Source organism: Youhaiella tibetensis (genome assembly GCF_008000755.1).
Classification (GTDB): domain Bacteria; phylum Pseudomonadota; class Alphaproteobacteria; order Rhizobiales; family Devosiaceae; genus Paradevosia; species Paradevosia tibetensis.
Window position 1 is genome coordinate 795,571 of the sequence record NZ_CP041690.1, and the last position, 21,720, is coordinate 817,290.

Sequence of the window (21,720 nt, forward strand, 5' to 3'; positions counted from 1 at the left end):
ACGGCTCTAGAAGCTAGTCTTGCACGACCAAGGGATGCGGGTCCGCGCTGCTGATGGTGTCGGTCCGCTTTGGCGCGATCGAAAAGCTCAACCGAGTGGCCGAAAACGGGGTCGGAACCTGTCCAGCAGCAACGCGCCCCTTTTCGGTCATCCAGTACCTTACTGCGGTTTCCAAAAGCTGCCATCAATGAAAGGGCTGGTCGGGCGTCTCAAATGCGGTGGAGGGCTGCAAGTCCGCTTCCGAGTCGAAAGATGGCGGAAGCGGGCTTTCAATATCGCTAAAGTCTGTCGCTCTTACGCACTTCCTGACAGGGCTATCCTGCTCGCCGGGCTTCGAAAGTGAAGATTCCATCCTCCGGCTGCGGCGCCCGCGCAGTTTGATAGTCGCCTGACACCTGCACGTCCTCAAATCCGGCAGCCTCTAACGCCAGCCGGAACTCATTGACCCCCCACCAACGCAATTTGAACAGATCAAGCTCGGTTGCGATCAGGGCCCCATCCCGCCAGTGCTCATAACGACTGTGCGAAAGAGTTGTCTGCGCGAGGTAATTGGTCTCTACCCGGCTGTCAGTCAGCGTCAGCAGATCGCCATCTTCGGTCGTCCAACTCCGAGCGGGGCCGGACGGAGCAAGAACGCTGCCGATCGGATCGAGGTCGATGATCAACCGCCCCTCCGAGGCCAGATGATCATAAAGGCGTTTCAATACGGCGGCTGCGGCAGCCTCATCGGTCACTAGTTGAAACGACCCCGCGGGAATGACGATGGCGGCGAAGCGCTTGTCGTAGGAGAACTCTTCGAACGTCTGTCGGGTCAAATTCGATGGAAGATTGCGCTTGTGGCACTCGTCCCGGCAGTAGTTCAACATCTCCTCAGACAGATCGAAGCCTTCGATTTGGAAGCCCTCTTGCAGCAGCGGCACGAATATCCGGCCGTTGCCCACGGCGGGCTCCAGAATGGGACCGTCGCAGTGTTGGAGGCGTTGCCGATAATACTCAAGGTCTCCAAACGACCGGCCGATAGGCTTGTCGAGATTGTAGACCCAGGACGAAAGCTTCCCGTACCGATTATATCGCATTTTATTCAGGCCTCGATTTTTCATCACGAAATCGACTGTCTTGGCGCTGCCGCTGCATGCGTCAAAAAGCAGCTTCCAGGAGTTTTCACTTGGATCGAAACGACCGTAATAGGAGCGATGCCGGCCAGGCAGCCAATTAGGACCGTAAGCGGACGTCGTGCAGGCGAACCTCAAGGACTAACGCGGTGTCAGACTTCCCCTGGCTGCGTCCGCTCGACTTTCCTCGTGGAGCCAGTCGCGGAACGCTTTAACTTTTCGCTGCCGCAGGGCATTGGCGAGGTATACGACGTAGTATCGTGAGCTCGCCTTGAGCTCAAGGCCGAAGGGGCGCACCAGGCGTCCCGCGGCAAGATCCGCCGACACCAGAGTACTCCGCCCCAGCAGGACCCCTTCGCCGTGTACTGCTGCTTCGGTCGCGTAGGTCGCCGAGTCGAACCGCACTCCACTGTTGGGATTGATGTCCGTCACGCCGGCCTTCTCGAGCCACGTCGCCCAATCGATTGGGAAGCCGTCATGGATCAGCGTGTGAAACCGCAAATCAGCCGGCATGCGCAGCGGATGCTCGCCCTGCAATAACTCCGGGCTGCACACCGGGAACACGTCCACTTCCGACAGCAGTTCCGACACCACGCCCTCGTACTCGCCGCCTCCATAGCGTATCGCGATGTCGATCCCGTCGCGCACGAAATCGGCGAGCATTCCTGACGTCGAGATACGCACATCGATATCGCGATGTGCGCGGTGGAACCGGTAGAGCCGCGGCACCAGCCATCGCCCCGCAAATCCATCCGACGTGCTGACCGTGAGCACGCCCGCCGAGCGCGGTGCCGTCGCCACCAGCGTTGCGCCGCTGATCTGGTCGAGCGCGGCCCCGATTTCGGCGGCATAGGTCGCCCCCGCCGGCGTCAGGCTCACCGAACGCGTCCCGCGCTCGAACAGCTGCACCCCCAACTGGTCCTCGAGATTGCGGATCGCCCGGCTGATCGCGCCATGCGTCAGGTTCAGCTCACCGGCCGCATTGGTGAAGCTCAGGTGACGGGCCGCCGCATCAAAGGCGGGCAGCGTCGTCAGCGGCGGCAGTTTGCGAGGCATCCTCTCACCTGTGAGTTCTACTCACCCATGCTCGACCATTACTCGTTTGTCGTCCGCGGCGCCAGCACGCAGATTAGCGCCATGGAAAGAGCGATTTCCACCAACCAACGAGCAAGCGAAAGGAACAGCCTGTGAGCATCCATCACATCCCCGACACCCGTACCGACGTGCTAGCCGCGCCGCACCGCGCGACGGTCGAAGCAGACGGCGCCGTCCGCACAGCCATCTTCGCCATCGTTGGCATCGTGCGCAGCGTCATCGTCAACCGCTGGACGGAGCGCCGCCTGACCCACCTGTCGGACCACATGCTCCGCGACTTCGGCTTCGAGCGCGAATGGGACGGCACCATCCGCCCCCTGCGCGACGCCGACTGATCGGCCCACCCAGCCAAAGGAGAAAGCAAATGCCCAAAGTCCTTCCCCATTTGTGGTTCAAGAACCAGGCCGAAGACGCGATGGCCTTCTACATGTCCATCTTTAAGGACTCCAAAGTCCTCTCCCGCGATGTGATGCCTGACCCCGAACTTTCGGTCGTCCGCTTCGAGCTTGCCGGCCAGCCCATCGTCGCCCTCAACGCCAACTCGCCGGCGCATTACAACGAGTCGTTTTCCCTGCTCGTCGAGACCGACGACCAGGCCGAGACTGATTACTTCTGGAACGCCCTCATCGCCGACGGCGGCAAGGAACAGCCGTGCGGCTGGCTCACCGACAGATTCGGCATCTTCTGGCAGGTGACACCCAAGCGCCTGCTTGAACTCGTCGCGGATCCGGACCGCGTGAAAGCCGGGCGTGTGCTGCAGGCCATGTACAAGATGAAGAAGATTGTCATCGCCGATCTCGAGCGCGCTTATCGCGGCTAAGCCGCTTCCAACAACCTCGTTCCACATCGAAACAACGGAGAACTCCCATGGCATCGCTTATGGGCACGAAAATCGTCGTCGTTGGCGGCAGTTCGGGCATCGGCCTCGGTGTCGCCGCAGCCGCCCTCGCCCACGGCGCAGAACTGGTCATCGTTGGACGCTCGCAGGACAAGCTGCTGAAGGCGCAGCACATTCTTGGCACCGACGGCCGCGTCAAGACCGTTACCGCCGACATGACGCACGAAGGTGAAATCGCCACCGCCTTCGCCGGCATCGGCGCCTTCGACCATCTCGTCTCGACCGCCGGTGCCCTACCGCCGGGCTCACCCATCGGCGAGACCGACGCCGACGAAACTCGCCTCTTCATCGACAGCAAGTTCGTCGGCGCCGTCCTCCTCGCCAAGCACGCCGCCCGCAGGCTCAACCGTGGTGGCTCGATGACCTTCACCTCGGGCATCAACAAGGACAAGCCGCCCGTCCCCGGCGGCGCCGTCGTCTCGGCCGTCGCCGGCAGTTTCAGTTACTTCGCCCGCGCGCTGGCACTCGAGCTCGCACCGAGCCGCGTCAACATCGTCTCCCCCGGCTGGGTCGACACGCCCATGTTCGACGAACTCGTCGGCGACGCCAAAGCCGGCTACTTCGAAGCCATGGCCGCCCGCCTCCCCATCGGCCGTATCGCCTCTCCCGCCGACATTGCGTCCGCCTACATCCACGCCATGGAAAGCGACTTCACCACCGGCGAAACCCTCCATATCGATGGCGGCCAACGCCTCATCTAGCGACCCGCAAAATCAAGAAGGATGATCTGTCATGAGCACCCAAGTTACCGATGACGACGTTCGCGCATTGGCAACGACTGCCCGTCCCTACAGCCTGGCAGTTCTGCGATGGGCTCGTAGACATCAGCGCACTGCAGTTGAAAAAGGAGAAGCGCATCAGCGGCGGATGGTACAGCTCCGTCGCGACGGAAAAATCGCGATCCTCTGTCCTGTCGAGTCCGACATCATCTGCGGAGTCGCCATCCTCACAATTCCACTCGAGGAGGCGATCGCCATCATGGACGGCGACCCTTGCGTCCAATCGGGTATCATGACTGTCCAAGTCCTACCGTGTCAAAGCTTTGCGGGCGATGCTCTGCCGTAAGACGACCGCGGGCAGCAGAGAGTTGTGTCAGGTCCGGCGGCGTCCGCTTAGGGTCGAAACCGGTCATCGGAGATCGGCGCGGAGGAGGAGTATTCCAGGAAGCGCCGCAACGTTGCGCTGTACGGCCTGCTGGCTATCTTCTCGATTATCTTTCCAGTTCACTTCTTCATGGAGGGAAGGCCAGGCCAAGCTATCCTCTACTGGCTGACAGGCGGTGGCCTTGGCATTTGGTGGCTGATCGAGATCTTTACGGTCTGGGGTAGGACCGGTCGTCACAATGAGGATGCTGCGATCTCCGTTCTTCGCGACATGAAGATCATGAACAGTGGCAATAGCAATCCTACCGTCATTATCGACCAGCGTGTGACTGGCTAGTTCGTTGCCTCAGCATTGAGGTATCGAAGAAAGGGGCTCCGTCAAAAAGAAAGACGGAGCCCTTTTTTATGTTTGAACCTGCTGATCCCGTTGCCCGAAAATCTGCCGCTCTTGGTTGCTTCCTCGGCGGAGCATGCGGTGATGCACTTGGTTCGCCAGTCGATTTTCTAACGCTTGAGCAAATCCAGCTGCAGTATGGGCCTACCGGCATCCACGACTTCGCTTTTGCCTATGGACGTCGTGGCGCGGTCACGTCGTCAACGCAAATGATGTTGTTTACTGCCGAGGGCATCATCGATGCCTTCGACAAGAACCATGCGGCCTCGGATGGCGATATCACTCGTCGGGTTCATCTGGCTTACCTTCGATGGTTGGCAACGCAAGAGGACCTTGATGACATCCTTGTTCCTGCTGATCAGCCCAAAGGGTTGATTTCGACGTCAGAACTTCACCAGCAGCGAAATCCGAGCTTCAGTTCGCTGCAATCGCTGAGGGGAACTCGACCCTTGGGAAGTTTGGCAGCCAATACGTTTGGCGGCCCCAGTGCGGTCGCGAGGATCGCTCCGGTCAGTATCGCCTTCATAGGCGACACGATGAGGGCCTTTGCCGTCGCATCCGCCTTGGCCCGACTGACACACGGTCACCCCTCTGCCTACGTTCCTGCTGGAGCGTTTGCGATGATCCTGGCGTTCATCTTGGAGGGAATGGCGCTCGATCCCGCTATCGAGAACACGCTGGATCTCCTGCAAACGGTCGAGGATCACCAAGAAACGACCAATGCTCTAATCTATTCTCCATGGCCGGATTCTGATCCAAAGCCACGAGCTTCATGGATGGGCTGGGGCTGGACGGGAGCGGAAGCGTTGGCGGTCGCGCTGCACTCCGTCGCCTCAACGAAATCGCTGGAGGCCGCCATTATTGCTGCCGCCAATCATGACGGAAATTCAGGTGTCACAGCCTGTTTGGCCGGCCAACTGGCCGGAGCAATTTATGGTGCAGAGGCCGTTCCCACTCGCTGGATAAAAGACATTGAGTTGCGCGATGTTACAATCGAACTCGCGGGCAACGTGGCCTCGATGTCAAATTCGTCGTTTGACGTGGAGGGGATTGATAGCGCCCTCTAGCCGATGTCTGCAATGGGGTGGGATGCGGACTGTCCGGAATTGTCTCCAGCGTGACGAAAGCTGACGTAAAAGGGGGCTGCATGGCCCCCCTTTCTTTTGGGTCAGGCTTTGGCAGACACCGGAAGGCGGAAAGGTGCGCCCAGCCGGTTGAAGGCATTCATAGCGGCAATCGTAATGGTAAGATCGACCAGATCCTTTGGCTCGAACGCCGCCGAGGCCGCTGCGTAAGCCTCATCCGATGCGTGCGTCTCGCTCACCATCGTGACTTCCTCTGCCCATGCCAAGGCAGCACGCTCCTGGTCGGAAAACAGGTGCGGAACTTCATCCCAGACCGGTAGCAGCGAAACCTTATCGACCGACATCGTTTTGCGCAGGTCGCGGCCATGCATGTCGATACAATGAGCGCAGCCATTGATCTGCGACACGCGAAGAAAAACGAGGTGGATGAGTTCTTCGGGAAGGTTCGTGCTCTTGGTCACATAGTGATGGACGCCGTATAGTGCTTTCGCGCCCTCGGGGGCGACTTGATGCCAGGTTAAACGCGTCATATTGCATTCCTTTGCTTGCTGTGAGGTCGCAGTTGACCGTTCGCAGACCGCAGGCCTGCGTTCGGGATTCGTGGATTTGTGTGAAGCCAGCTGGCTGGGGAGCCGAGTGCTTGCCTGAAGTGTAAAGGTTGGATGCCGGGAATGCTTACTGTTGAGGTCGGCGCCCTGCCTTCATCCCCGAAAGACGAGCCAATTCGCGCTCAGCACGTTTCTCGCTGAACCAATTGGCGACGCTGTCCTCGAACTTAGCCGGACGCCCTTGGGCGAGCTCAGCCAGATTTGTCTTTGCAAGCTCGGCCCTCATTCGCTTCTCAGCTCGCATCATTACGGCATGGATCCGACAGACGCCGTGGATCGACCATGGCGGCGGGGAACCGCCAAACAGAACGCATCCCCGTCGCACGTCCTTGCAGTCAAAAAGCTTACGATCGCCCTCGATTGCGTCCACGACGTCAAGAACCGTGATGTCCGATGCCGCTCTCGACAATTCGTATCCACCCGCAATGCCGTCACGGGAGACAACGATGCCGGCTCGTTCAAGCTTGGGCATGATTTTGGCAAGCGATGCAGGCGGCACACCCTGCATTTCTGCCAGATCGCGGCTGCTTGCACGCTTTGGTCGTTCCGATAGCAGCCACAGCAGGACATGCAGGCCATATTCCACCGACACACCATAGAGGCTCACACCACCCTGACTGCCAACCAAGGCACCATCATCAGTTTCGCCGCTGTCTTGCTCGACAATGTGTTTATCGCTTGCCATAACGCAACCAATAGCTTTCCGCGTTATTTCCGCATAGGCCCAAGAGGTGACGAGGTGACTGACCCAAACGAGGAAGCGACTCTGCAGATCAAGATCGACAGAGGGTCCAAGGTTGGCATTGGAGAGCAGATCTATGCCGGTTTGCGGGGAGCGATCCTCAGCGGGGTTCTCTCCTCTGGCGCACGCCTGCCGTCGGGCCGAGACCTAGCAATTCAGCTCGGCGTCTCCCGGGGAACGATCCGGTCGACCTATGATCGTCTCGCTGCCGAGACCCTTGTGTCAGGCGCAGGGTCTGCGGGCACGCGCGTGAACCTGGAACTGCCCGGCGCTCCTTTAAAACATAACGATCCGCTGGACGCCCCGCTTGCGGTTTTCACACGTCCCTATTCCCGCCATCCGCTCCCGTTTCAGGTCGGCGTACCTGCCAATGATGCGTTTCCGGCGAAAACGTGGTCGCGATTGCGCTCGCAGGCCGTTCGAGCCGATGGACTGGGCTTCACCACCTATGCCGACCCCCGCGGAGAACCCGAGCTACGCAGCCAGATTGCTCGGCACCTCGCCGTAAGCCGGCAGGTGCAATGCCATCCTGACCAGATCATCGTCACCAGCGGCTACAGACAGGGCATGATGCTGTCGCTAACGGCGATTGGGGCAACCGGCAGAAAGGCATGGTACGAGAATCCGGGTTACCCGATAGGCCGTAAGGCGCTGGAAATTTTGGGTATAGCGGGGCAACCGGTCACAGTAGACGGGGAAGGCCTTTGCGTTGCTGAAGGCATACGGCTTTCACCCGATGCTGTCGTTGCCCTGGTCTCACCCGGCCAGCAGGCACCGCTGGGCATGACGCTATCGCCTGCGCGACGGCAAGCGCTGCTGTCCTGGGCAGAGGCGAACGGTTCCTGGGTCATCGAGGACGATTATCTCGGCGAGCTGCAGATCGACGGTCGAGCAACGCCGGCATTGGCGTCGGGTGTTGGCGCCGAGCGCGTCGTGCACATTGGTGTTCTGAGCAAGACAATGAGCCCAGCGTTGGGATTGGGATACGTTGTAGCTCCAAGAGCTTTGACCGAACGTATTGTCGAGGTGGCGGCCTTCCTGGCGCCAGCCCCGAACCGGACCACCCAACTAGCCCTGGCAAAATTCCTGGCCGATGGGCATTTTCTCCGCCACCTGCGCCAGATGAAAACACTGTACGCTGAGCGAAGAAACACAGTGTTGGCGCGCCTCAGCCATTCTTTGTCGAATATCGAACCCGCGGGCCTGAACTTGATTGTCCACTTGGCCAAGGGAGTCGACGACATTGCGCTCGCTCGAGATGCTCGTGATCGTGGCCTGGCGCCGGCTGCATTGTCGTCCTGGTATGTGGACAAGGATCACGCCAGATCAGGGCTTCTGCTGAGTACCACGAACATCCGCGAGGACAATCTTCGCCCATCCTGCGAAGCCATCGTGGAGCTCATCAGGATGACTGTCGGTCGTGTCGCTCCCATCGAGCCATATTAATGCGATACGCGGCCTACTCAACAAAGAGGACGTTACACCGCGACAAGTGAGATGCGGAACTTACGTTCGGAGCTAACAGCAGCATCAAGTTCAGCGCGTCGAACCATCATCCGCCAAGAGGTGGATGAGGAAGGCAGCGTTCGCGCTGATAATGGGCCACGAGGATCGTTGACTCTCCGCTTCGGCTTGCGGAGCCAGTGGCGCTGCTTTTCCGGCTTCGGCGTCAGCCTCCTGTTGTTTGCGGAAATAGTCGACTGTCTCCTGCGGAATGGAGGCGCTTTTGACCGAAATTCCCAACCGTTCAAATGCTGAGGATTTGAAGCGCGAACTGTCTATGTTCATGACATACCTTCTCTAGAGCATGTTTCTGTTCAAGCAATTTGCGGGCCACCACAAGCGGTGCCAAATGCTGGAGTTCGCTGGGATTGAACTGGAGGCGCACGGTTCGTGGCCGGCAAAACTTGCCGCCCAGTGCGAACTATCTGCCCGCTGTAATGAGGTTCAGCGCGTCATTGCGATCGTTTGGATTGATCGTCGACCCACTGGGACCAACGCCTCCCGCCCATTGTGCCGGAAACCGCGTGAAGTGTCGCAAGTGCTTTCAACGGACCAAAGCTGGGCAAAGGAAGCTGAAGCACGCGGAGCTTCAGCATTCGCAGCCACGGCCGCGCAATGTCCCCCAAAGTCAGCATTTCGGGGCCCGCCAGCGTTAGCGGCTCTGTCCTGGCGTCAATAGCGGCTTCTACGGCTATTTGCGCTGCAAACCTCACATCCAGAGGCTGTAAGGTCATCTTTGGTTTGAGCAGCACCGGACCTATGCTCAGGGTATTCAGTATCGTGTTCGCGAACTCGTGAAACTGCGTCGCCCTAACGATCGAATGAGCGACACCGCTTGATTCGAGCGCCGCCTCGCATTCCAGCTTCACCCGATAATAGGGCAGGTGCCGCGCCGCATCTTCTATGCCGGCCACACTGATGAAGGTGATATGGAGGGATCGGCTACGCGCTACTTGGATGAGGCGTTGCAACGCGATCAGGTCCTGCTCGGGGTTTGCCTGGCTAGTCGCACAATGAATAATGCCGGTGCGGGTGGCGACGGCATCGAACAGCCCGTCGCCGGTTTGCAGGTTTACGATATGCCATTCATGGAGATGGCCAGCTCGGGCCGGATGTCTGCCCGCACCACCGCAAGCAATGCCGCGCCGAGAGAGAGCGGTAGATCGGCAAGGTCGGGATGCTGTTCGCGGAGCAGTGCGGCTATGAGGTCGGCGGTGATTTCAACCCGCTCACTATCCATTCCGACGCTCCCTCTCTTTTCCAGAATGACAGCGAAGCAATCGGACTTAATTATGTTTCCCGATGCCCTTGCCTGTGATGGGCGAGTGTCAACTTCCAGAGGCTCCGAGGGAAAACGCTCGATGACGGCAATGCGGTGGATAGCAGCTGTACCGATAGCCAATGGCTAACGGCAGCTAAGCGCAGAAGCGGGGCTTCAACTCACTGAGCCTGTTCATGGCGCGACCGAGTTACGACTTCGCGCTAGATTCTCTCCGAAAACAGCCTGTGAAAATCTCAGGCTTAGGATGGCTACGCCCCACCAAACTCCTTCCGATGCGTCGTTGTGACGGCGGCCGTGCCTCGGTCAAGCGGCGCAACTAGGAGGGGCGGCTTAGGTAAAGCCGACGCGGGGTACACCGCCGGCCCGTCAACCGCGTGGAAGCCTGCCTTTTGGGCCAGGAGCGCAAGTCCGAGCGAATTAGCACCATGGCCGATAGTGGCCAGTCCTTCCCCCGCCGCCCATTGAACATACCGTCTGAGCAGGGCCGGAAGCTCAGGGTCGATGCTGGTGCGACCGTACAAGGAGGTCGACACGCCCCAAACTGGAATCCGGCCTAGGGCAAGGCTGTCGACCAATTCAAGACCGACCTCGAGCACCAGTCGTTTCACCCGCCTCTGAAGCTCCGGCGCGATAAACACAAGTTCGAGGCAGTCTGCGGCTGTCGTCGCGCCGGTTATCTCCAGCAGGATGAAGCGGCTATAGGCTTCGGGTATGGCGTCGAGGAGCTTGACGAATTCATGTCTTGCCGGCCGGTCACGGAGGCTGTCGAGGTGCACCGGGACAAGAAGCGGACAGCAACCTCGATGCTTGCTTGACAGGTGCAGCGCCTGGACGGCGGAAACGAGCAGTGTGTGGTCCAGCCGACAAAGCGTCTCCTGATACTGCTCCGGGTCGGCCATGGCGCGGAATGTGGACAGCGACGGAAAAGCCAGAGCCACATTTGCGGCGCAGGTATTGAAGACGATGCGGCGTTTGCTTGGGCTGACGGCTGGAAGATACTGCGCATTGAAGGTCTGGATCACCTTGGATCGATGATCCTTGGCTACCCTCTTGATGTCGTCGCGGACGTTCTGCAGCAACGCGACAAGGCGAGCAGAAATATCGACGGCATCGAGAAAGTCCGCAGCCTTCACGACGGCCGTGGCAGCTGAAACGGATATGAGTCCGTCCGTTGCCGGAATATCCGCGGCAATCCGCTCTCGGATGGCGGTGGATATTTCACGCGTCAACCGCGCCGCGGCCCGCTCGTCGCTGCTGCCAAAGCAAACAAGGAATGTGTGCCTGTTGTAGCTCCGAAATGCGTCCCGTTCCGACAGGCGTGCACTGATCTCCTCTAGCGATATCTGATGGATCTGGTCGGCAACATGTTCCCAACGGCCGCCGAGGCTCAGTTTGACATCGTCTAGGCCGATCAGCTGGAGTGACCCCGCAAGGACAGCCTTGTCGTCCGCATTAGGGGAACTGAGCCGCAGATCGAGCAAGCGATCGAAGTCCTTCGGAGGACTTGCGCTTGGCCCCTGACTCTCGTGACGCGTGTCCACCGGGCCCGACGGACCGCGCAGCAGGGCAAGTAGCCGCTCAAGCATTGATCATCCTCTGGACCACCAGACTAGTGCTCATTGCGAGCCGAGGTTTTTCACGAAGCTCTCGCCGTCGCAGGGGCGGCCAAACAAATAACCTTGCCCGATGGGGCAACCCATCTCGGCAAGCAGTGCGCGCTGCGCCTCGGTTTCGATGCCCTCTGCCACGACGGTCAGACCCAGCGCGCGGCCGAGGTCGATGACGGCCCGAACAATGACCATCTTTGATTCACTCGAGGGGAGTTCGCCGACGAAGCTCCGGTCGATCTTGATCTCAGTCATCGGAAACGTCTCGAGAAGCCTCAGACTCGAGTATCCGGTCCCGAAGTCGTCGACAGAAAGACCGACGCCGAGACGCCGCAGGCGTCGGAATGCGTCAAGCACACCGGGGGTGTCATTGAGCAACATGCTCTCTGTCAGTTCCAGCGTGAACCACCGTGGGTCTGCACTGCTCTCTCCCAGGATTCGATCAACAACCTCCGCCATGTCCCGGTGCAAAAATTCGGTAGCCGAGGTGTTGATGGAAAACCGCAACTGACGATCACGCCCCGCGTTGACGCACCGGGCAAAGGCTGCAACGGCGGCCAGTCCACGTTCACCAAGATTGAGGATCATGCCAGTTTGTTCGGCCGCGTGAATGAAGCGGCCCGGCAGTTGACTGCCGAACAGGGGATGGTTCCAGCGGACCAATGCTTCGGCGCCCACACACCGGCCCGTCGTCAGATCGATCTGGGGCTGGAAGTGATAGACAATCTCATCATTGTCGAGGGCGGCCTTCAACTCATGGGTCATGCGAACCCTGCGGCGGGCCTCCTCCGCGTCCGTTTCGCGAAAGCGGCGGGGGCCACTGAGCGGGTCCAGCTTGGCAGCCTGCAGCGCGGCACCGGCGCTGCGGACAAGGGACACCGCGCTGGTGCCGGGTTCGCCGACCGCATAACCAATGGCGAAACGTAGAGGGACACTCGCACCGGGAACGATGAAGTCGAGCGACAGCGAAGTGACAACACGCTCGATCAGCACTGACCCGCTCGTCTCATCGGCGCCTTCAAACATCAGCGCGAACTCGTTTGCTCCCATCCGCGCAACCAGAGCGGCCCCTGTGGTACGGAGGCGGCGGCCGATTTCGAACAGCAGTGCGTCTCCGACATCGAAGCCGTAGCCGGCATTGATGTCGTGGAAGCCGATGGCGTCGAGCTTGAGGATCAGGACAGGTCCGACTTGCCGCGCCACAAGGTCTTCCGCCGCGATCATGAACGACTGGCGGTTGAGGCATCCGGTCGACTGGTCCACATTGGCGGCACGTTCGAGTGCAATTTCGGTTTCCCTGATCGCCGACACATCGCGGAGGATCCCGAAATAGAAGAGTTCCCCGCCGACCGAAATCGGCCTCAGGCTGAGAGCGTTCCAGAACAGCGACCCATCCCTCCGGTAATTGCGCAGGGTGACGTCCACCGGCTCGGCGCACTTGATGGCCTCCCGTATCCGCACCACCTCAGCCTGGTCGCGCTCATTGCCCTGCAAGTACCGACAATCTTTCCCGATCACCTCGTCGCGCTCGTAACCCGTGAGCCGCTCGAAGGCGCTGTTCACATAGAGGAGCGGGCCGCTTGTTCCCACAATCCGGGCAATCGCAATACCGTCGGACAGGGCCTCGATCACGCCGGGTAGGATCGGGTGAAGCTCAGCGTCTGCGCCCAGCTCGTAGGCGCCAATCGTGGAGTGATCACCACTCGCAGAGTTAGGCGTCGTCGGCTGTCCCTTGAAGTCTTTCATCGCCAAGCAATGGCGCGGATAGTGACATGCCGCAACTCACGCAGAGGGCCGTTTCAAGACAACCGTCGTCCGTTATCGGACAAACTTGCCCGCGCTCCATCGCCTGAAGTCCGGAAGCGGTCTCGATACTGCTTGGGCGTTGTCCCCATGTGGGTCAGGAAGGCACGGCGCATCGCCCGCGGCGAACCGAAGCCACTCTTGGCGGCCACTGCTTCGATTGATAGCCGGCTTCCTTCGAGCAGGGAGCGGGCGACGTCGACCCGCGACTGGTCGACATAGGCGGAGGGTGGAAGTCCAACTTCGCGAGTAAACACCCGCGTGAAATTTCGGGGACTCATGGCGGCGATCTTGGCCAGTGCGTTGACGGAAAGATCAGCGGCCGGCTGATTGAGGATGTGCTGCTGCACATCGTAGAGCCTGCTCCGCTTAACGGCTTGCGCTGCCAGATGTACGCTGAACTGCGATTGGTCCCCGGGCCTCTTCAAGAACACCACGAGACGTCGGGCGACATGGAGTGACACCTCGCGGCCGAGATCCTCTTCTACGAGCGAAAGCCCAAGGTCGATCGCCGCACTCGACCCGGCGGAAGTGATAAGCGCCCCCTCCCGAACGAACACGCGGTTGCCGTCGACCGTCGCATTAGGAAAACGTTCGGCCAGAAGAGACGCATACTGCCAGTGCGTGGCTACGCGGTGACCGTCCAGGAGCCCACCTTCGCCAAGCAGGAAGGCCCCGGTGCAGACCGAGCCGTGGCGACGAGTGTGCGCGGCGATGCGGACGATCCAGTCGGTGATTTCCCTCGGCGGAGCCGCGGGGACGCCAACACTCCCAGCGGCGAGAAAAGTGTCAGGACTGTCCGTGACGGCCAAATAAGATACATCGGGAACGATGCGCAATCCTGAGCCGCAAACGATGGGTTGGTCGTCCTCGGCAGCTATCGCCACCTCGTAAAAGATCTCACCGACACGGGTATTCGCCTCCGCGAACACGTCCATCAGCCCGGCCAGTTCCAAGGAGTGAACGCTCTTTGGCGCGAAGATGACGATCTGCATGTGTGACCCTCCGGTAGGGGCATAGGGGAATGCAGTCAGCAGCAAGCTTGCCGCCAATGTCCACCGCTCGTCCGCGAGGGGCTCAGCCAGGATCGAGTGTCAACGTAGATCAGACGGTGCGCCGGCCGGCTGAGCATAGCAAGAGCGGCCCTGTTCTCTCCCTGACGAATGTCCGCTTCGGGGGTGGGTTGCGGACTGTCGGCTTTTGGAGGATTGGCTGTAAGAAGCAGACTTGGTTATAGCAGGTCCAACAGCTTTCCTTCGAGGTGGTCCGATGCTTTCTGTGCTTCCACTGCGCGAGCAGACCAATCATCTACTGCCTTGCCCAAGTAGGCTTCCGCCGCGACACCTAGAGTCTCGCCGATTTCAATCGGCACGAGTGGGGCCACCCAGCTAACGGCCGCGTCCTTACTGACGAACTCCCCAGTTGCAGCAGTCCGCCACATCCGAGCCAGCGTGAGCAGGACGTTTCGTTCATCGCCCTGTAAACCGCTTACCAAAGAGGGAATGGCGTCCCGCATCGCTCCGCGAACGTGTTGGGCTGGAATTGGAGTTAGGACGTCTGACAGTTCGGGGCCTTTTATCGCCACGGACTCTAGCCGAGCCTGAGCGAGCATCAGGGTCACACCAGGATCCAAAAATGGCTCAGGAACGAGTCCCCGCTCGAAGTCAGCGCGCAACCACTCCCCGTATAGAAACTCGCATCGCCCCGGATAGCTCGGCTCCGCAAGCTCAGACTTGAGGACAACGGAGAGCTCAAGGCACCGTGGTTCACCGGGCAGGTTTGGGTAGCGGCCCGATGTCCGGAGCAACGATGCCGCGAGACTTAGCCGTGTTTCAGCAAACATTGGACGTTCGACGACGACCAAAAGGTCGATGTCGCTTAATGGCTTCAATGCGCCCGAGGCACCTGATCCATATAGATAGACACCAACCAGGTCTTGTCCAAAGATTTGAGACGCGATCGAACTCACGGTCTCCGCTTCTTTGAGCATTTGAAAGGTCCAGTTCTGGCGTTCAGGCAGGGTAGACGTTCCCTAAGCTGACCGCTTGGCCGCTGAAGATCAACGTCCGCTTGCGGCGGAGTTCGGAGTGGTAGGGAATGGCCGAAATGGGGTCGAAACCGGTCATCGGAGATCGGCGCGCAGTAGACCAATGTGGAGATGTTGCGACCTGAACGCCGCCAGGCTGCGGAACTGACCAAGCACCTCAAACGGTCCGACCTGCAACTATCTAGCCCGCTGGCAGCGACTTTCCGCGCCCAACTCCCATTCCGCCCATACCCCCTCCCACGATCTTGACGCCATCGCCCTTTTCCAGCAAAAGAAGCGCGTCGCGGGTGTAGCTCAATGGTAGAGCAGCAGCTTCCCAAGCTGAATACGAGGGTTCGATTCCCTTCACCCGCTCCATCTCTTCTTTCCCAAGCGCATGCAAAAAGGGCGGCTGCCGTAGCAACCGCCCCTTGAAGGCTTATTCGGAGATGTGGGTCGGATCGACCTTCACCTGCGCCTTGGGCCGGCGCAGCAGGAAGATGATCGGGATCGACGCCAGCGTGATCCAGAGCATCAGCTGGAAGTCGTCGAGATAGGCCAGCATCGCCGATTGCTGGCTGACCAGGCTGTTGAGGATCGACTTCATCAGCCCCGGCGTGCTCGGCACGCTCAGCAGGTCCCGCACCGGCTGGGAGTTGAGCGAGATGCGCTCGGCCAGCTCGGCATGGTTCACCTGGTTCATCTGCGCCAGCACCGTGGTCACCACCGAGATGCCCACGCCCGAGCCCACGTTGCGCACCAGCGAGAACATCGAGGTGGCGTCCAGCCGGTGTTCCGGCTTGGTGGTCACGAATGTCAGCGTCGTCAGCGGCACGAACACCAGGCCCATGCCCACGCCCTGCAGCACGCCGCTCCAGATGATGGGGCCGGTGCCCATGGAGATGTCGAAGCCCGTCATCCAGTAGAGCGAGCCGGCCATCAGCAGCGTGCCCGAGAGCACGAGCAGGCGCGGATCGACCCGCGACACCAGCCGGCCCACCAGGATCATCGAGAACATGGTGCCGAAGCCGCGCGGCGCCATGATCAGGCCCGTGTCGATCACCGGATAGCCCATCAGGTTCTGCAGCAGCGGGGGCAGCAGCGCCAGGCCCGAGAACAGCGTGATGCCCACGATGAAGATGAAGACCAGCCCCATCGAGAAGTTGCGGTCCTTGAACATCGCCAGGTCGATGAACGGCTTTTCGGCCGTGGCGCAGTGGACGATGAACACCCACACGCCCGAGATGGCCAGGCCCACATAGATCCAGGTCTCGATCGAGTTGAACCAGTCCACCTGCTGCCCGCGGTCGAGCAGGAGCTGGAGCGCGCCTACCGCGATGCCCAGCATGGCGAAGCCGAAGAAGTCGAACGGGCGGTCCTTGGTGTCGCTCTTGGGCATGAACACGATCATGGCCAGGGCGGCGACGATGCCGACCGGCAGGTTCACCAGGAACACGGCGCGCCAGTTGAAGCTCTCCGTCAGCCACCCGCCCAGGGTCGGCCCGATGATCGGCCCCACCATGATGCCGGCGCCATAGATGGCCATGGCCTGCCCGAGCTTTTCGCGCGGGTTGATGTCGAGCATGATCGATTGCGCCAGCGGCGCGATCACGGCGCCGCAGATACCCTGCATCACGCGGAACGCCACCATCTGCGGCAGGCTGGTCGCCACCCCGCAGAGTAGCGAGGCCACCGTGAAGCCCACGATGGCGATGATCATCACGTTCTTGCGCCCCAGCCGGTCCGAGAACCAGCCGGTGAGCGGCGTGGCGATCGCCGCCGCCACGATATAGGAGGTGAGGACCCAGTTGATCTCGTCCTGGGCCGCATTGAGGCTGGCCGCCATGTGCGGCAGGGCGACATTGGCGATGGTGGTGTCGAGCACCTGCATGACCGTCGCGAGCATGATCGCGACGGTGAGCATGGCCTTGTTCCGGACGACGAGCGTCGGGGGGCTCAAGTGCTCGGGTGCTGCCGGAGCGCGTGCCATTTTAGAGCATCTTGTCCAGGGTTGACTTGCCGGTATCCACGGCCACTACCGCGCTCATGCCGGTGCGCAGCACGTCGGCCGAATCCTCGTCCACGCGGATCTTGACCGGGATGCGCTGCACCACCTTGATCCAGTTGCCCGTGGCGTTCTGGGCCGGGATCAGCGCAAATTCGGCGCCGGTGGCGGCCCCGATGCTGTCCACGTGGCCCTTGAGCTTGAGGCCCGGATAGGCGTCCACCGTGATCTCGGCCGGCTGTCCGGCGATGAGGTCGGCGAGCTGGGTTTCCTTGAAATTGGCCTGGACCCACGTGTCGCCGGTCTCGACCAGGCTGGCGATGGTGGTGCCGGCGCCCACGAACTGGCCGACATTGAGGCTGGCCACCTGGCTCACGATGCCGTTGGCCGGCGCCACGACCGTGGTCTTGGCGAGGTTGCGCTCGGCATTTTCCTTGGCGGCGAGCGCGGTGCGCACGGCCGGGTGGTCTTCGGTCTTGATTTCCGGATCGCCCCCGAGCGCTGCGGTGGCATTGGCCACTTCCTGCTGGGCCAGGGTCACCGCCGACTGCGCCGTCTGGAAGGCGAGGGTGGTGTCATCGACCGTTGCGGCGGTCGAAACGCCCTTGCCGGCCAGGCTGCTCTGGCGGTCCAGTTCGCGCTGGCGGATCTCGAGGGTTGCCTGGGCCGAGGCGAGCTTGGCCTGCGCCGTGCCATAGGCGACGCGCAGCTGCTCGACATTGACGCGGGCCGAGGCCAGGGCCGCATTGGCCTGGTCGAGCGCGATCTGGAAGGGTTCGGGATCGAGCTTGAAGAGCGTGTCGCCCGCCTTGACCGCCTGGTTTTCGTGCACCGACACCGAAACGACGCGGCCCGCGATATCGGGCGAGATCGACACCTTGGACTGCTGCACATAGGCATTGTCCGTGTCGATGTAGCGGCCGCCGGTCAGGTAGAAATAGCCACCGCCGACCGCCAGGATCACCGGCAGGCCGAACATGAGCAGATACCGGCGGCCCTTGTTCTTGGGCTTGGCCGGCGGGGCAGCGGGAGTAGCGGCAGGGGCAGCGGTCGCGGCGGCGGCCTGTGCGGGATTGGTCACCGGTTCGGCTTCGCCGGGCTTGGGCGTTTCAACACGGGCGTTCATTATTGCATTTCCTTCACAGGCACGGGCTGGGAGTTCAGGTTTTCGCGGATCCGGCTCAGGGTCCGGATGGTCGCTTCAATGTCTTGGTCGCTTATGCCGGCCATGGCGCGGTCGCGGATGGGGCCGGCAAGCTCTTTCATCTGTTCGACCAGGGCGCGGCCCTCGGGCGTGAGGCGGATGAGCTTGGCGCGATTGTCGTCCGGGTCGGGCACGCGCTCGACCAGGTTCTTTGCTTCCATGCGGTCAATGATGCCGCTCAGGGTCATGGGATCGGCCTCGACCAGTCCGGCCAGCGTCACCTGCGAAAGGCTGTCGCTGTGGGCCAGCTGCGCCAGCGCCCGCCATTGCGGCAGGGTGAGCTGGTGGTTGCGGGCATGCTCGTCGAACCGGCGGCGCATGAGGCGCGCGACGTCGTGGAGCAGGTAACCCAACGGGGCGTAGGTGGACGTTCCGGGCATTTGCGAGGAGCCGATCTCTGATTAATAAGCGCACATATAATAAGTGCACTTACTAAATCAACGAACTTCGACGCATGGATGACGCCATTCCTATGCACTCAGTGCATTGGTTAACGCCCTCTTGAACACTGAAATGCCGTGAAATCAGCACCCTTCGGTGCCGCTGGATGGGCTTTCCGGCTAGAGCGTGATCAGGTTGTGCCGGAAGGCCTTGACCACCGTCTGGACGCGGTTGACCGTCCCCAGCTTGCGCGCCGCGTTCTCGAAATGCTGGTCCACCGTGCGCTTGGTGAGCCCCAGGATGTCGGCGATATCGTCCGACGTCTTGCCCAGTGCCGCCCATCTGAGCGTTTCCTGCTCGCGCTCGGTCAGCCGCAGCGTCTGGGCCCTGGTCATGATGTCGTGACACAACTCGCCCACCCGCGCATGCAGCACGAGCCCGAGGATTTCCAGTTCCACCTTTTCCTTGGCGCCGAACTTGGAGCGCTCCCCCGCAAAGGTCACGCTGCCCCGCAGCCCCTCGAACCCGCGCACGGGCATGGTCATGCCATTGGGCATTCCGAACTCGGCGGCTTCCGAATAGATGCGCCTGACGATCGGTGTCTGGTCGCGCAGGGCCAGCGTTTCTTCCCAGATGAAGGGCGTCGTCGTGCGCAGGCAATATTGCGCCAGCGGATCGAGCAGGAAGTAGTCGCGTTCGGCGTAATGGGCCAGGAACTCGGTCGAGATATTGGAGAGCGGCACGAACTCGGTTGCCTCCATCCCGTCCTGCTTGACGTAGGCGACCGCGAATTTATCCACTTCGTGGCGTTGCGCGAACTTTTCGGCAATCTCCGAGATGACCTGAAGGCTGTTGCTCGATTGTATGGCCATCGCGGCGGCCATGACGCTCTCGTCCATAGGAACCCCCACTTATTCTTAAATTAACAAACGCCATCTGCTCCAAAGACGGCGAAGAAAAAAGTATTCCGGAACACTACCTATGAGAATGGGGAAAAATCCCATTTGCACTTTAAGCAAATTAGTGCTTGGGGGCGCTCTCCATTGCAAGTTGCGCATTCTGTCGTTCTACGCGGGTGCGTCCGTGCTCGGTTTTGGCCCAGAAGAACGGGCGCACAACCAGTTCATGGGCCGCGCGCAGCGTCGCCGCCGAATGCAGGATCCAGTAGATTGGCAGGGTCGGCACCAGCAGCAGGTGATGCCACCGGCCCAGGCGCGCCACCCCTGCGCTCATCAGGAACAGCGCCCCGCCATAGCCGGTCAGCAGCGCCGCCACGCTAACCGCCCCCCAGATGTCGAACTGCTCGCCGAACACCGGCGCGCCCATCGCCAGGCGCAGGCAGACGATGGCGAGGAACGCCGTATGCAGCAGCGCCGAGACGATGAGGCTCCCCACATAGATTTCGAAGGCGAGGAAACTGCGCCAGCCGGCATCGCGGATGAACGCCAGCGGATGGCGCGAGTGGACGATGAAGGTCTGCATCCAGCCCTTCATCCAGCGCGTGCGCTGCGCCATCCAGGCCCCGAGCGTGATCGGCGCCTCTTCGCCCGTGTGCGAGGCGAAGGTCGCCGCCCGGTAGCGCAGGCGTGAAAGGCGCACCCCGAGGTCCGCGTCCTCGGTGACGTTGAAAGCGTCCCATCCCCCCAGCTCGCGCAGCGCCCTGGTGCTGAAATGGTTGCTGGTCCCGCCCAGCGGCATTGGCAGCCGCCAGTGCGAGAGCGCCGGCATCATCAGGCCGAACTGGCCAGCATATTCGGCCGCGAACATGGCCGTCAGCCAGTTCTCGTCGGCGTTGTCCACCAGCAGTTCGGCCTGGAGGCAATCGATCTCCGGATGCGCGGCGAAAAGGCTCGCCGCCAGCCGCAATTGCCCCGGCTCGGGAATATCCTCGGCATCGAACACCACCACGTGCTCGCCCCGCACGAAGGGCAGGGCGTAGTTGATGGCCTTGGGCTTGGTGCGGGGGCGTTCGTCGGGCACGGCGACCAGCTCGAACCGCGGGTCGCCGAGTTCGCGCGTCACCGCCTCTATCGTCGCCGGGCTGCGCGCCTCGACCACGAATTTGACGTCGAGCTTTTCGGCCGGATAGTCGAGCGCCCGCATCGCGCGCACCAGCGAAGGCACCATCGAGGCCTCGTTGCGCAGGGGGATCAGCACCGAATAGACCGGCAGCTCCCCATCCGCCAGGCGTGTCGCTGTCTCCAGTGGCGGCGCCACCGCCCCGGGCAATCCTGCCGCCAGGCGCAGCACGCCGGGCACCACCAGCAGCAGCGCCGTCAGCGGAAAGAGCAGGGGGCGCAGCACGAAGGGCGCCGCCAGCACCATCACCAGGATCGCAAGCGTGGCGGCGAGGAACGCCAGTCGTGCCGTCAGCGTCACGTCGAGGTCCGCCGCCGATCCCGGCCACCGGCGCGCGAGGCGCTGGCGCGCTTCGTCCATCAGCGCTTCGGCATGGTGCCCCGCCAGCGCCGCGCGCAGCGCCGGGGGCGGGACGACGCACATCGTGTGCACCAGTTCCGGCTTGCGCCCCAGGCTCGCCCGCAGCGACACGAACTGCCCCGCGCTCGGCGCCGCCATCACGATCTCGCGGTCGAAGACCCGGGCGCGGCAGGTGCGCACTTCGGCCAGCGCATCGAGCCGGCTGGGTGTCTCCGCCACCAGCACCGATGCCGGGCATTCCGGCGAAAAGGCCAACCCCGCCCAGTGCGCGGCGCGCTCCCAGGTGAGACGTGTCCCCAGCCCGAAGCGCTGCGCGCAGAACTCGAGCGGGTCGACGCCGAGCGCCCGCGCTGCCGCGGCGATGCGCTCGCCCTGCTCGTGCGTCCTGCCGGTGACATGGGCCAGTAGTTCGGCCAGCTCTGCCATGCGTCGA

The 21,720-nt window shown here is 61.5% G+C and carries 23 protein-coding genes and 1 tRNA gene; 8 read left to right on the top strand and 16 right to left on the bottom strand.

Going from position 1 to position 21,720, the window contains the following annotated elements; translation table 11 throughout:
• Nucleotides 1–314: 314 nt before the first annotated feature.
• Both FNA67_RS03865 and FNA67_RS03870 read right to left on the bottom strand, forming a co-directional pair.
• Entirely contained in the window at nucleotides 315–1,100 is a 786-nt protein-coding gene (locus tag FNA67_RS03865) for a class I SAM-dependent methyltransferase (RefSeq protein WP_342211038.1), read from the bottom strand.
• Between the two features lie 153 nt (nucleotides 1,101–1,253).
• Nucleotides 1,254–2,168, bottom strand: coding sequence for a transcriptional regulator GcvA (locus tag FNA67_RS03870; protein WP_147655135.1), 915 nt, complete (start codon nucleotides 2,166–2,168; stop codon nucleotides 1,254–1,256).
• Between the two features lie 131 nt (nucleotides 2,169–2,299).
• Between FNA67_RS03870 and FNA67_RS03875 the strand changes: the two genes are divergently transcribed.
• The 6 genes from FNA67_RS03875 (at nucleotide 2,300) to FNA67_RS03900 (ending at nucleotide 5,669) form a co-directional block, all read left to right on the top strand.
• Nucleotides 2,300–2,542, top strand: a complete 243-nt coding sequence (locus tag FNA67_RS03875) for a hypothetical protein (RefSeq protein ID WP_147655136.1) — start codon at nucleotides 2,300–2,302, stop codon at nucleotides 2,540–2,542.
• A gap of 29 nt (nucleotides 2,543–2,571) precedes the next feature.
• Nucleotides 2,572–3,027: a VOC family protein gene (locus FNA67_RS03880; protein WP_147655137.1), complete on the top strand. Its 456-nt coding sequence runs from the start codon at nucleotides 2,572–2,574 to the stop codon at nucleotides 3,025–3,027.
• Nucleotides 3,028–3,074: 47 nt separating this feature from the next.
• A complete protein-coding gene (locus tag FNA67_RS03885; RefSeq protein ID WP_147655138.1) occupies nucleotides 3,075–3,806 on the top strand; it encodes an SDR family oxidoreductase in 732 nt (243 codons plus the stop codon).
• A gap of 31 nt (nucleotides 3,807–3,837) precedes the next feature.
• Entirely contained in the window at nucleotides 3,838–4,170 is a 333-nt protein-coding gene (locus FNA67_RS03890) for a YciI family protein (RefSeq protein WP_147655139.1), read from the top strand.
• Nucleotides 4,171–4,242: 72 nt separating this feature from the next.
• On the top strand, nucleotides 4,243–4,545 hold the full coding sequence (locus FNA67_RS22455; RefSeq protein WP_210246461.1) for a TM2 domain-containing protein: 303 nt from the start codon (nucleotides 4,243–4,245) through the stop codon (nucleotides 4,543–4,545).
• Between the two features lie 68 nt (nucleotides 4,546–4,613).
• The gene (locus FNA67_RS03900; protein WP_147655140.1) at nucleotides 4,614–5,669 is read left to right on the top strand and encodes an ADP-ribosylglycohydrolase family protein; all 1,056 of its coding nucleotides are present in this window, start codon (nucleotides 4,614–4,616) and stop codon (nucleotides 5,667–5,669) included.
• A 101-nt stretch (nucleotides 5,670–5,770) separates the two neighbouring features.
• Here the strand turns inward: FNA67_RS03900 and FNA67_RS03905 are convergent, their stop codons facing one another.
• Both FNA67_RS03905 and FNA67_RS03910 read right to left on the bottom strand, forming a co-directional pair.
• On the bottom strand, nucleotides 5,771–6,217 hold the full coding sequence (locus FNA67_RS03905) for a carboxymuconolactone decarboxylase family protein (RefSeq protein WP_147655141.1): 447 nt from the start codon (nucleotides 6,215–6,217) through the stop codon (nucleotides 5,771–5,773).
• A 145-nt stretch (nucleotides 6,218–6,362) separates the two neighbouring features.
• Nucleotides 6,363–6,980, bottom strand: coding sequence for an RrF2 family transcriptional regulator (locus FNA67_RS03910; RefSeq protein ID WP_147655142.1), 618 nt, complete (start codon nucleotides 6,978–6,980; stop codon nucleotides 6,363–6,365).
• Nucleotides 6,981–7,034: 54 nt separating this feature from the next.
• On the opposite strand from FNA67_RS03910, the gene pdxR reads away from it, so the two are divergent.
• The gene (pdxR, locus tag FNA67_RS03915; RefSeq protein ID WP_210246431.1) at nucleotides 7,035–8,483 is read left to right on the top strand and encodes a MocR-like pyridoxine biosynthesis transcription factor PdxR; all 1,449 of its coding nucleotides are present in this window, start codon (nucleotides 7,035–7,037) and stop codon (nucleotides 8,481–8,483) included.
• Between the two features lie 90 nt (nucleotides 8,484–8,573).
• On the opposite strand, the gene FNA67_RS03920 is transcribed toward pdxR, so the two are convergent.
• From FNA67_RS03920 to FNA67_RS03950, 7 genes are all read right to left on the bottom strand, one after another.
• Complete coding sequence (locus FNA67_RS03920) at nucleotides 8,574–8,825, bottom strand: hypothetical protein (RefSeq protein ID WP_147655144.1); 252 nt, start codon at nucleotides 8,823–8,825, stop codon at nucleotides 8,574–8,576.
• A 167-nt stretch (nucleotides 8,826–8,992) separates the two neighbouring features.
• On the bottom strand, nucleotides 8,993–9,511 hold the full coding sequence (locus FNA67_RS03925; protein WP_147655145.1) for an SDR family oxidoreductase: 519 nt from the start codon (nucleotides 9,509–9,511) through the stop codon (nucleotides 8,993–8,995).
• A 101-nt stretch (nucleotides 9,512–9,612) separates the two neighbouring features.
• Nucleotides 9,613–9,780 carry a hypothetical protein gene (locus FNA67_RS22090; RefSeq protein ID WP_210246432.1) on the bottom strand — a complete coding sequence of 56 codons (168 nt, stop codon included), beginning with the start codon at nucleotides 9,778–9,780 and terminating at the stop codon, nucleotides 9,613–9,615.
• 290 nt (nucleotides 9,781–10,070) lie between these two features.
• Nucleotides 10,071–11,408, bottom strand: a complete 1,338-nt coding sequence (locus FNA67_RS03935; protein WP_147655146.1) for a hypothetical protein — start codon at nucleotides 11,406–11,408, stop codon at nucleotides 10,071–10,073.
• Nucleotides 11,409–11,438: 30 nt separating this feature from the next.
• Entirely contained in the window at nucleotides 11,439–13,175 is a 1,737-nt protein-coding gene (locus tag FNA67_RS03940; protein ID WP_147655147.1) for a putative bifunctional diguanylate cyclase/phosphodiesterase, read from the bottom strand.
• A 53-nt stretch (nucleotides 13,176–13,228) separates the two neighbouring features.
• Complete coding sequence (locus FNA67_RS03945; protein ID WP_147655148.1) at nucleotides 13,229–14,227, bottom strand: GlxA family transcriptional regulator; 999 nt, start codon at nucleotides 14,225–14,227, stop codon at nucleotides 13,229–13,231.
• A gap of 236 nt (nucleotides 14,228–14,463) precedes the next feature.
• On the bottom strand, nucleotides 14,464–15,222 hold the full coding sequence (locus FNA67_RS03950) for an aminoglycoside adenylyltransferase domain-containing protein (RefSeq protein WP_147655149.1): 759 nt from the start codon (nucleotides 15,220–15,222) through the stop codon (nucleotides 14,464–14,466).
• Nucleotides 15,223–15,562: 340 nt separating this feature from the next.
• On the opposite strand from FNA67_RS03950, the gene FNA67_RS03955 reads away from it, so the two are divergent.
• A tRNA-Gly gene (locus FNA67_RS03955) sits at nucleotides 15,563–15,636 on the top strand.
• Between the two features lie 61 nt (nucleotides 15,637–15,697).
• Here FNA67_RS03955 and FNA67_RS03960 read toward each other — a convergent pair.
• The 5 genes from FNA67_RS03960 to FNA67_RS03980 all read right to left on the bottom strand — a co-directional run bounded on the left by FNA67_RS03960 (nucleotide 15,698) and on the right by FNA67_RS03980 (nucleotide 21,713).
• Nucleotides 15,698–17,248, bottom strand: a complete 1,551-nt coding sequence (locus FNA67_RS03960; RefSeq protein ID WP_049707789.1) for an MDR family MFS transporter — start codon at nucleotides 17,246–17,248, stop codon at nucleotides 15,698–15,700.
• Between the two features lies 1 nt (nucleotide 17,249).
• On the bottom strand, nucleotides 17,250–18,389 hold the full coding sequence (locus tag FNA67_RS03965; protein ID WP_049707790.1) for an HlyD family secretion protein: 1,140 nt from the start codon (nucleotides 18,387–18,389) through the stop codon (nucleotides 17,250–17,252).
• Entirely contained in the window at nucleotides 18,389–18,847 is a 459-nt protein-coding gene (locus FNA67_RS03970) for a MarR family winged helix-turn-helix transcriptional regulator (RefSeq protein ID WP_082202413.1), read from the bottom strand. The genes FNA67_RS03965 and FNA67_RS03970 overlap by 1 nt, the downstream gene beginning before the upstream one ends.
• A gap of 180 nt (nucleotides 18,848–19,027) precedes the next feature.
• On the bottom strand, nucleotides 19,028–19,747 hold the full coding sequence (locus tag FNA67_RS03975; RefSeq protein WP_147655150.1) for a LuxR family transcriptional regulator: 720 nt from the start codon (nucleotides 19,745–19,747) through the stop codon (nucleotides 19,028–19,030).
• A gap of 121 nt (nucleotides 19,748–19,868) precedes the next feature.
• Nucleotides 19,869–21,713 (bottom strand): glycosyltransferase, encoded by a 1,845-nt coding sequence (locus FNA67_RS03980; RefSeq protein WP_147655151.1) that lies wholly within the window; start codon nucleotides 21,711–21,713, stop codon nucleotides 19,869–19,871.
• Nucleotides 21,714–21,720 lie beyond the last annotated feature (7 nt).

Bases quoted from the DNA above. Each gene is read 5' to 3' on its own strand.
- FNA67_RS03865 (WP_342211038.1), bottom strand. From the start codon at position 1,100: ATGAAAAATCGAGGCCTGAATAAAATGCGATATAATCGGTACGGGAAG.
- FNA67_RS03870 (WP_147655135.1), bottom strand. From the start codon at position 2,168: ATGCCTCGCAAACTGCCGCCGCTGACGACGCTGCCCGCCTTTGATGCG.
- FNA67_RS03880 (WP_147655137.1), top strand. From the start codon at position 2,572: ATGCCCAAAGTCCTTCCCCATTTGTGGTTCAAGAACCAGGCCGAAGAC.
- FNA67_RS03885 (WP_147655138.1), top strand. From the start codon at position 3,075: ATGGCATCGCTTATGGGCACGAAAATCGTCGTCGTTGGCGGCAGTTCG.
- FNA67_RS03890 (WP_147655139.1), top strand. From the start codon at position 3,838: ATGAGCACCCAAGTTACCGATGACGACGTTCGCGCATTGGCAACGACT.
- FNA67_RS03900 (WP_147655140.1), top strand. From the start codon at position 4,614: ATGTTTGAACCTGCTGATCCCGTTGCCCGAAAATCTGCCGCTCTTGGT.
- FNA67_RS03905 (WP_147655141.1), bottom strand. From the start codon at position 6,217: ATGACGCGTTTAACCTGGCATCAAGTCGCCCCCGAGGGCGCGAAAGCA.
- FNA67_RS03910 (WP_147655142.1), bottom strand. From the start codon at position 6,980: ATGGCAAGCGATAAACACATTGTCGAGCAAGACAGCGGCGAAACTGAT.
- FNA67_RS03920 (WP_147655144.1), bottom strand. From the start codon at position 8,825: ATGAACATAGACAGTTCGCGCTTCAAATCCTCAGCATTTGAACGGTTG.
- FNA67_RS22090 (WP_210246432.1), bottom strand. From the start codon at position 9,780: ATGGATAGTGAGCGGGTTGAAATCACCGCCGACCTCATAGCCGCACTG.
- FNA67_RS03935 (WP_147655146.1), bottom strand. From the start codon at position 11,408: ATGCTTGAGCGGCTACTTGCCCTGCTGCGCGGTCCGTCGGGCCCGGTG.
- FNA67_RS03940 (WP_147655147.1), bottom strand. From the start codon at position 13,175: ATGAAAGACTTCAAGGGACAGCCGACGACGCCTAACTCTGCGAGTGGT.
- FNA67_RS03945 (WP_147655148.1), bottom strand. From the start codon at position 14,227: ATGCAGATCGTCATCTTCGCGCCAAAGAGCGTTCACTCCTTGGAACTG.
- FNA67_RS03950 (WP_147655149.1), bottom strand. From the start codon at position 15,222: ATGCTCAAAGAAGCGGAGACCGTGAGTTCGATCGCGTCTCAAATCTTT.
- FNA67_RS03960 (WP_049707789.1), bottom strand. From the start codon at position 17,248: ATGGCACGCGCTCCGGCAGCACCCGAGCACTTGAGCCCCCCGACGCTC.
- FNA67_RS03965 (WP_049707790.1), bottom strand. From the start codon at position 18,389: ATGAACGCCCGTGTTGAAACGCCCAAGCCCGGCGAAGCCGAACCGGTG.
- FNA67_RS03970 (WP_082202413.1), bottom strand. From the start codon at position 18,847: ATGCCCGGAACGTCCACCTACGCCCCGTTGGGTTACCTGCTCCACGAC.
- FNA67_RS03975 (WP_147655150.1), bottom strand. From the start codon at position 19,747: ATGGACGAGAGCGTCATGGCCGCCGCGATGGCCATACAATCGAGCAAC.
- FNA67_RS03980 (WP_147655151.1), bottom strand. From the start codon at position 21,713: ATGGCAGAGCTGGCCGAACTACTGGCCCATGTCACCGGCAGGACGCAC.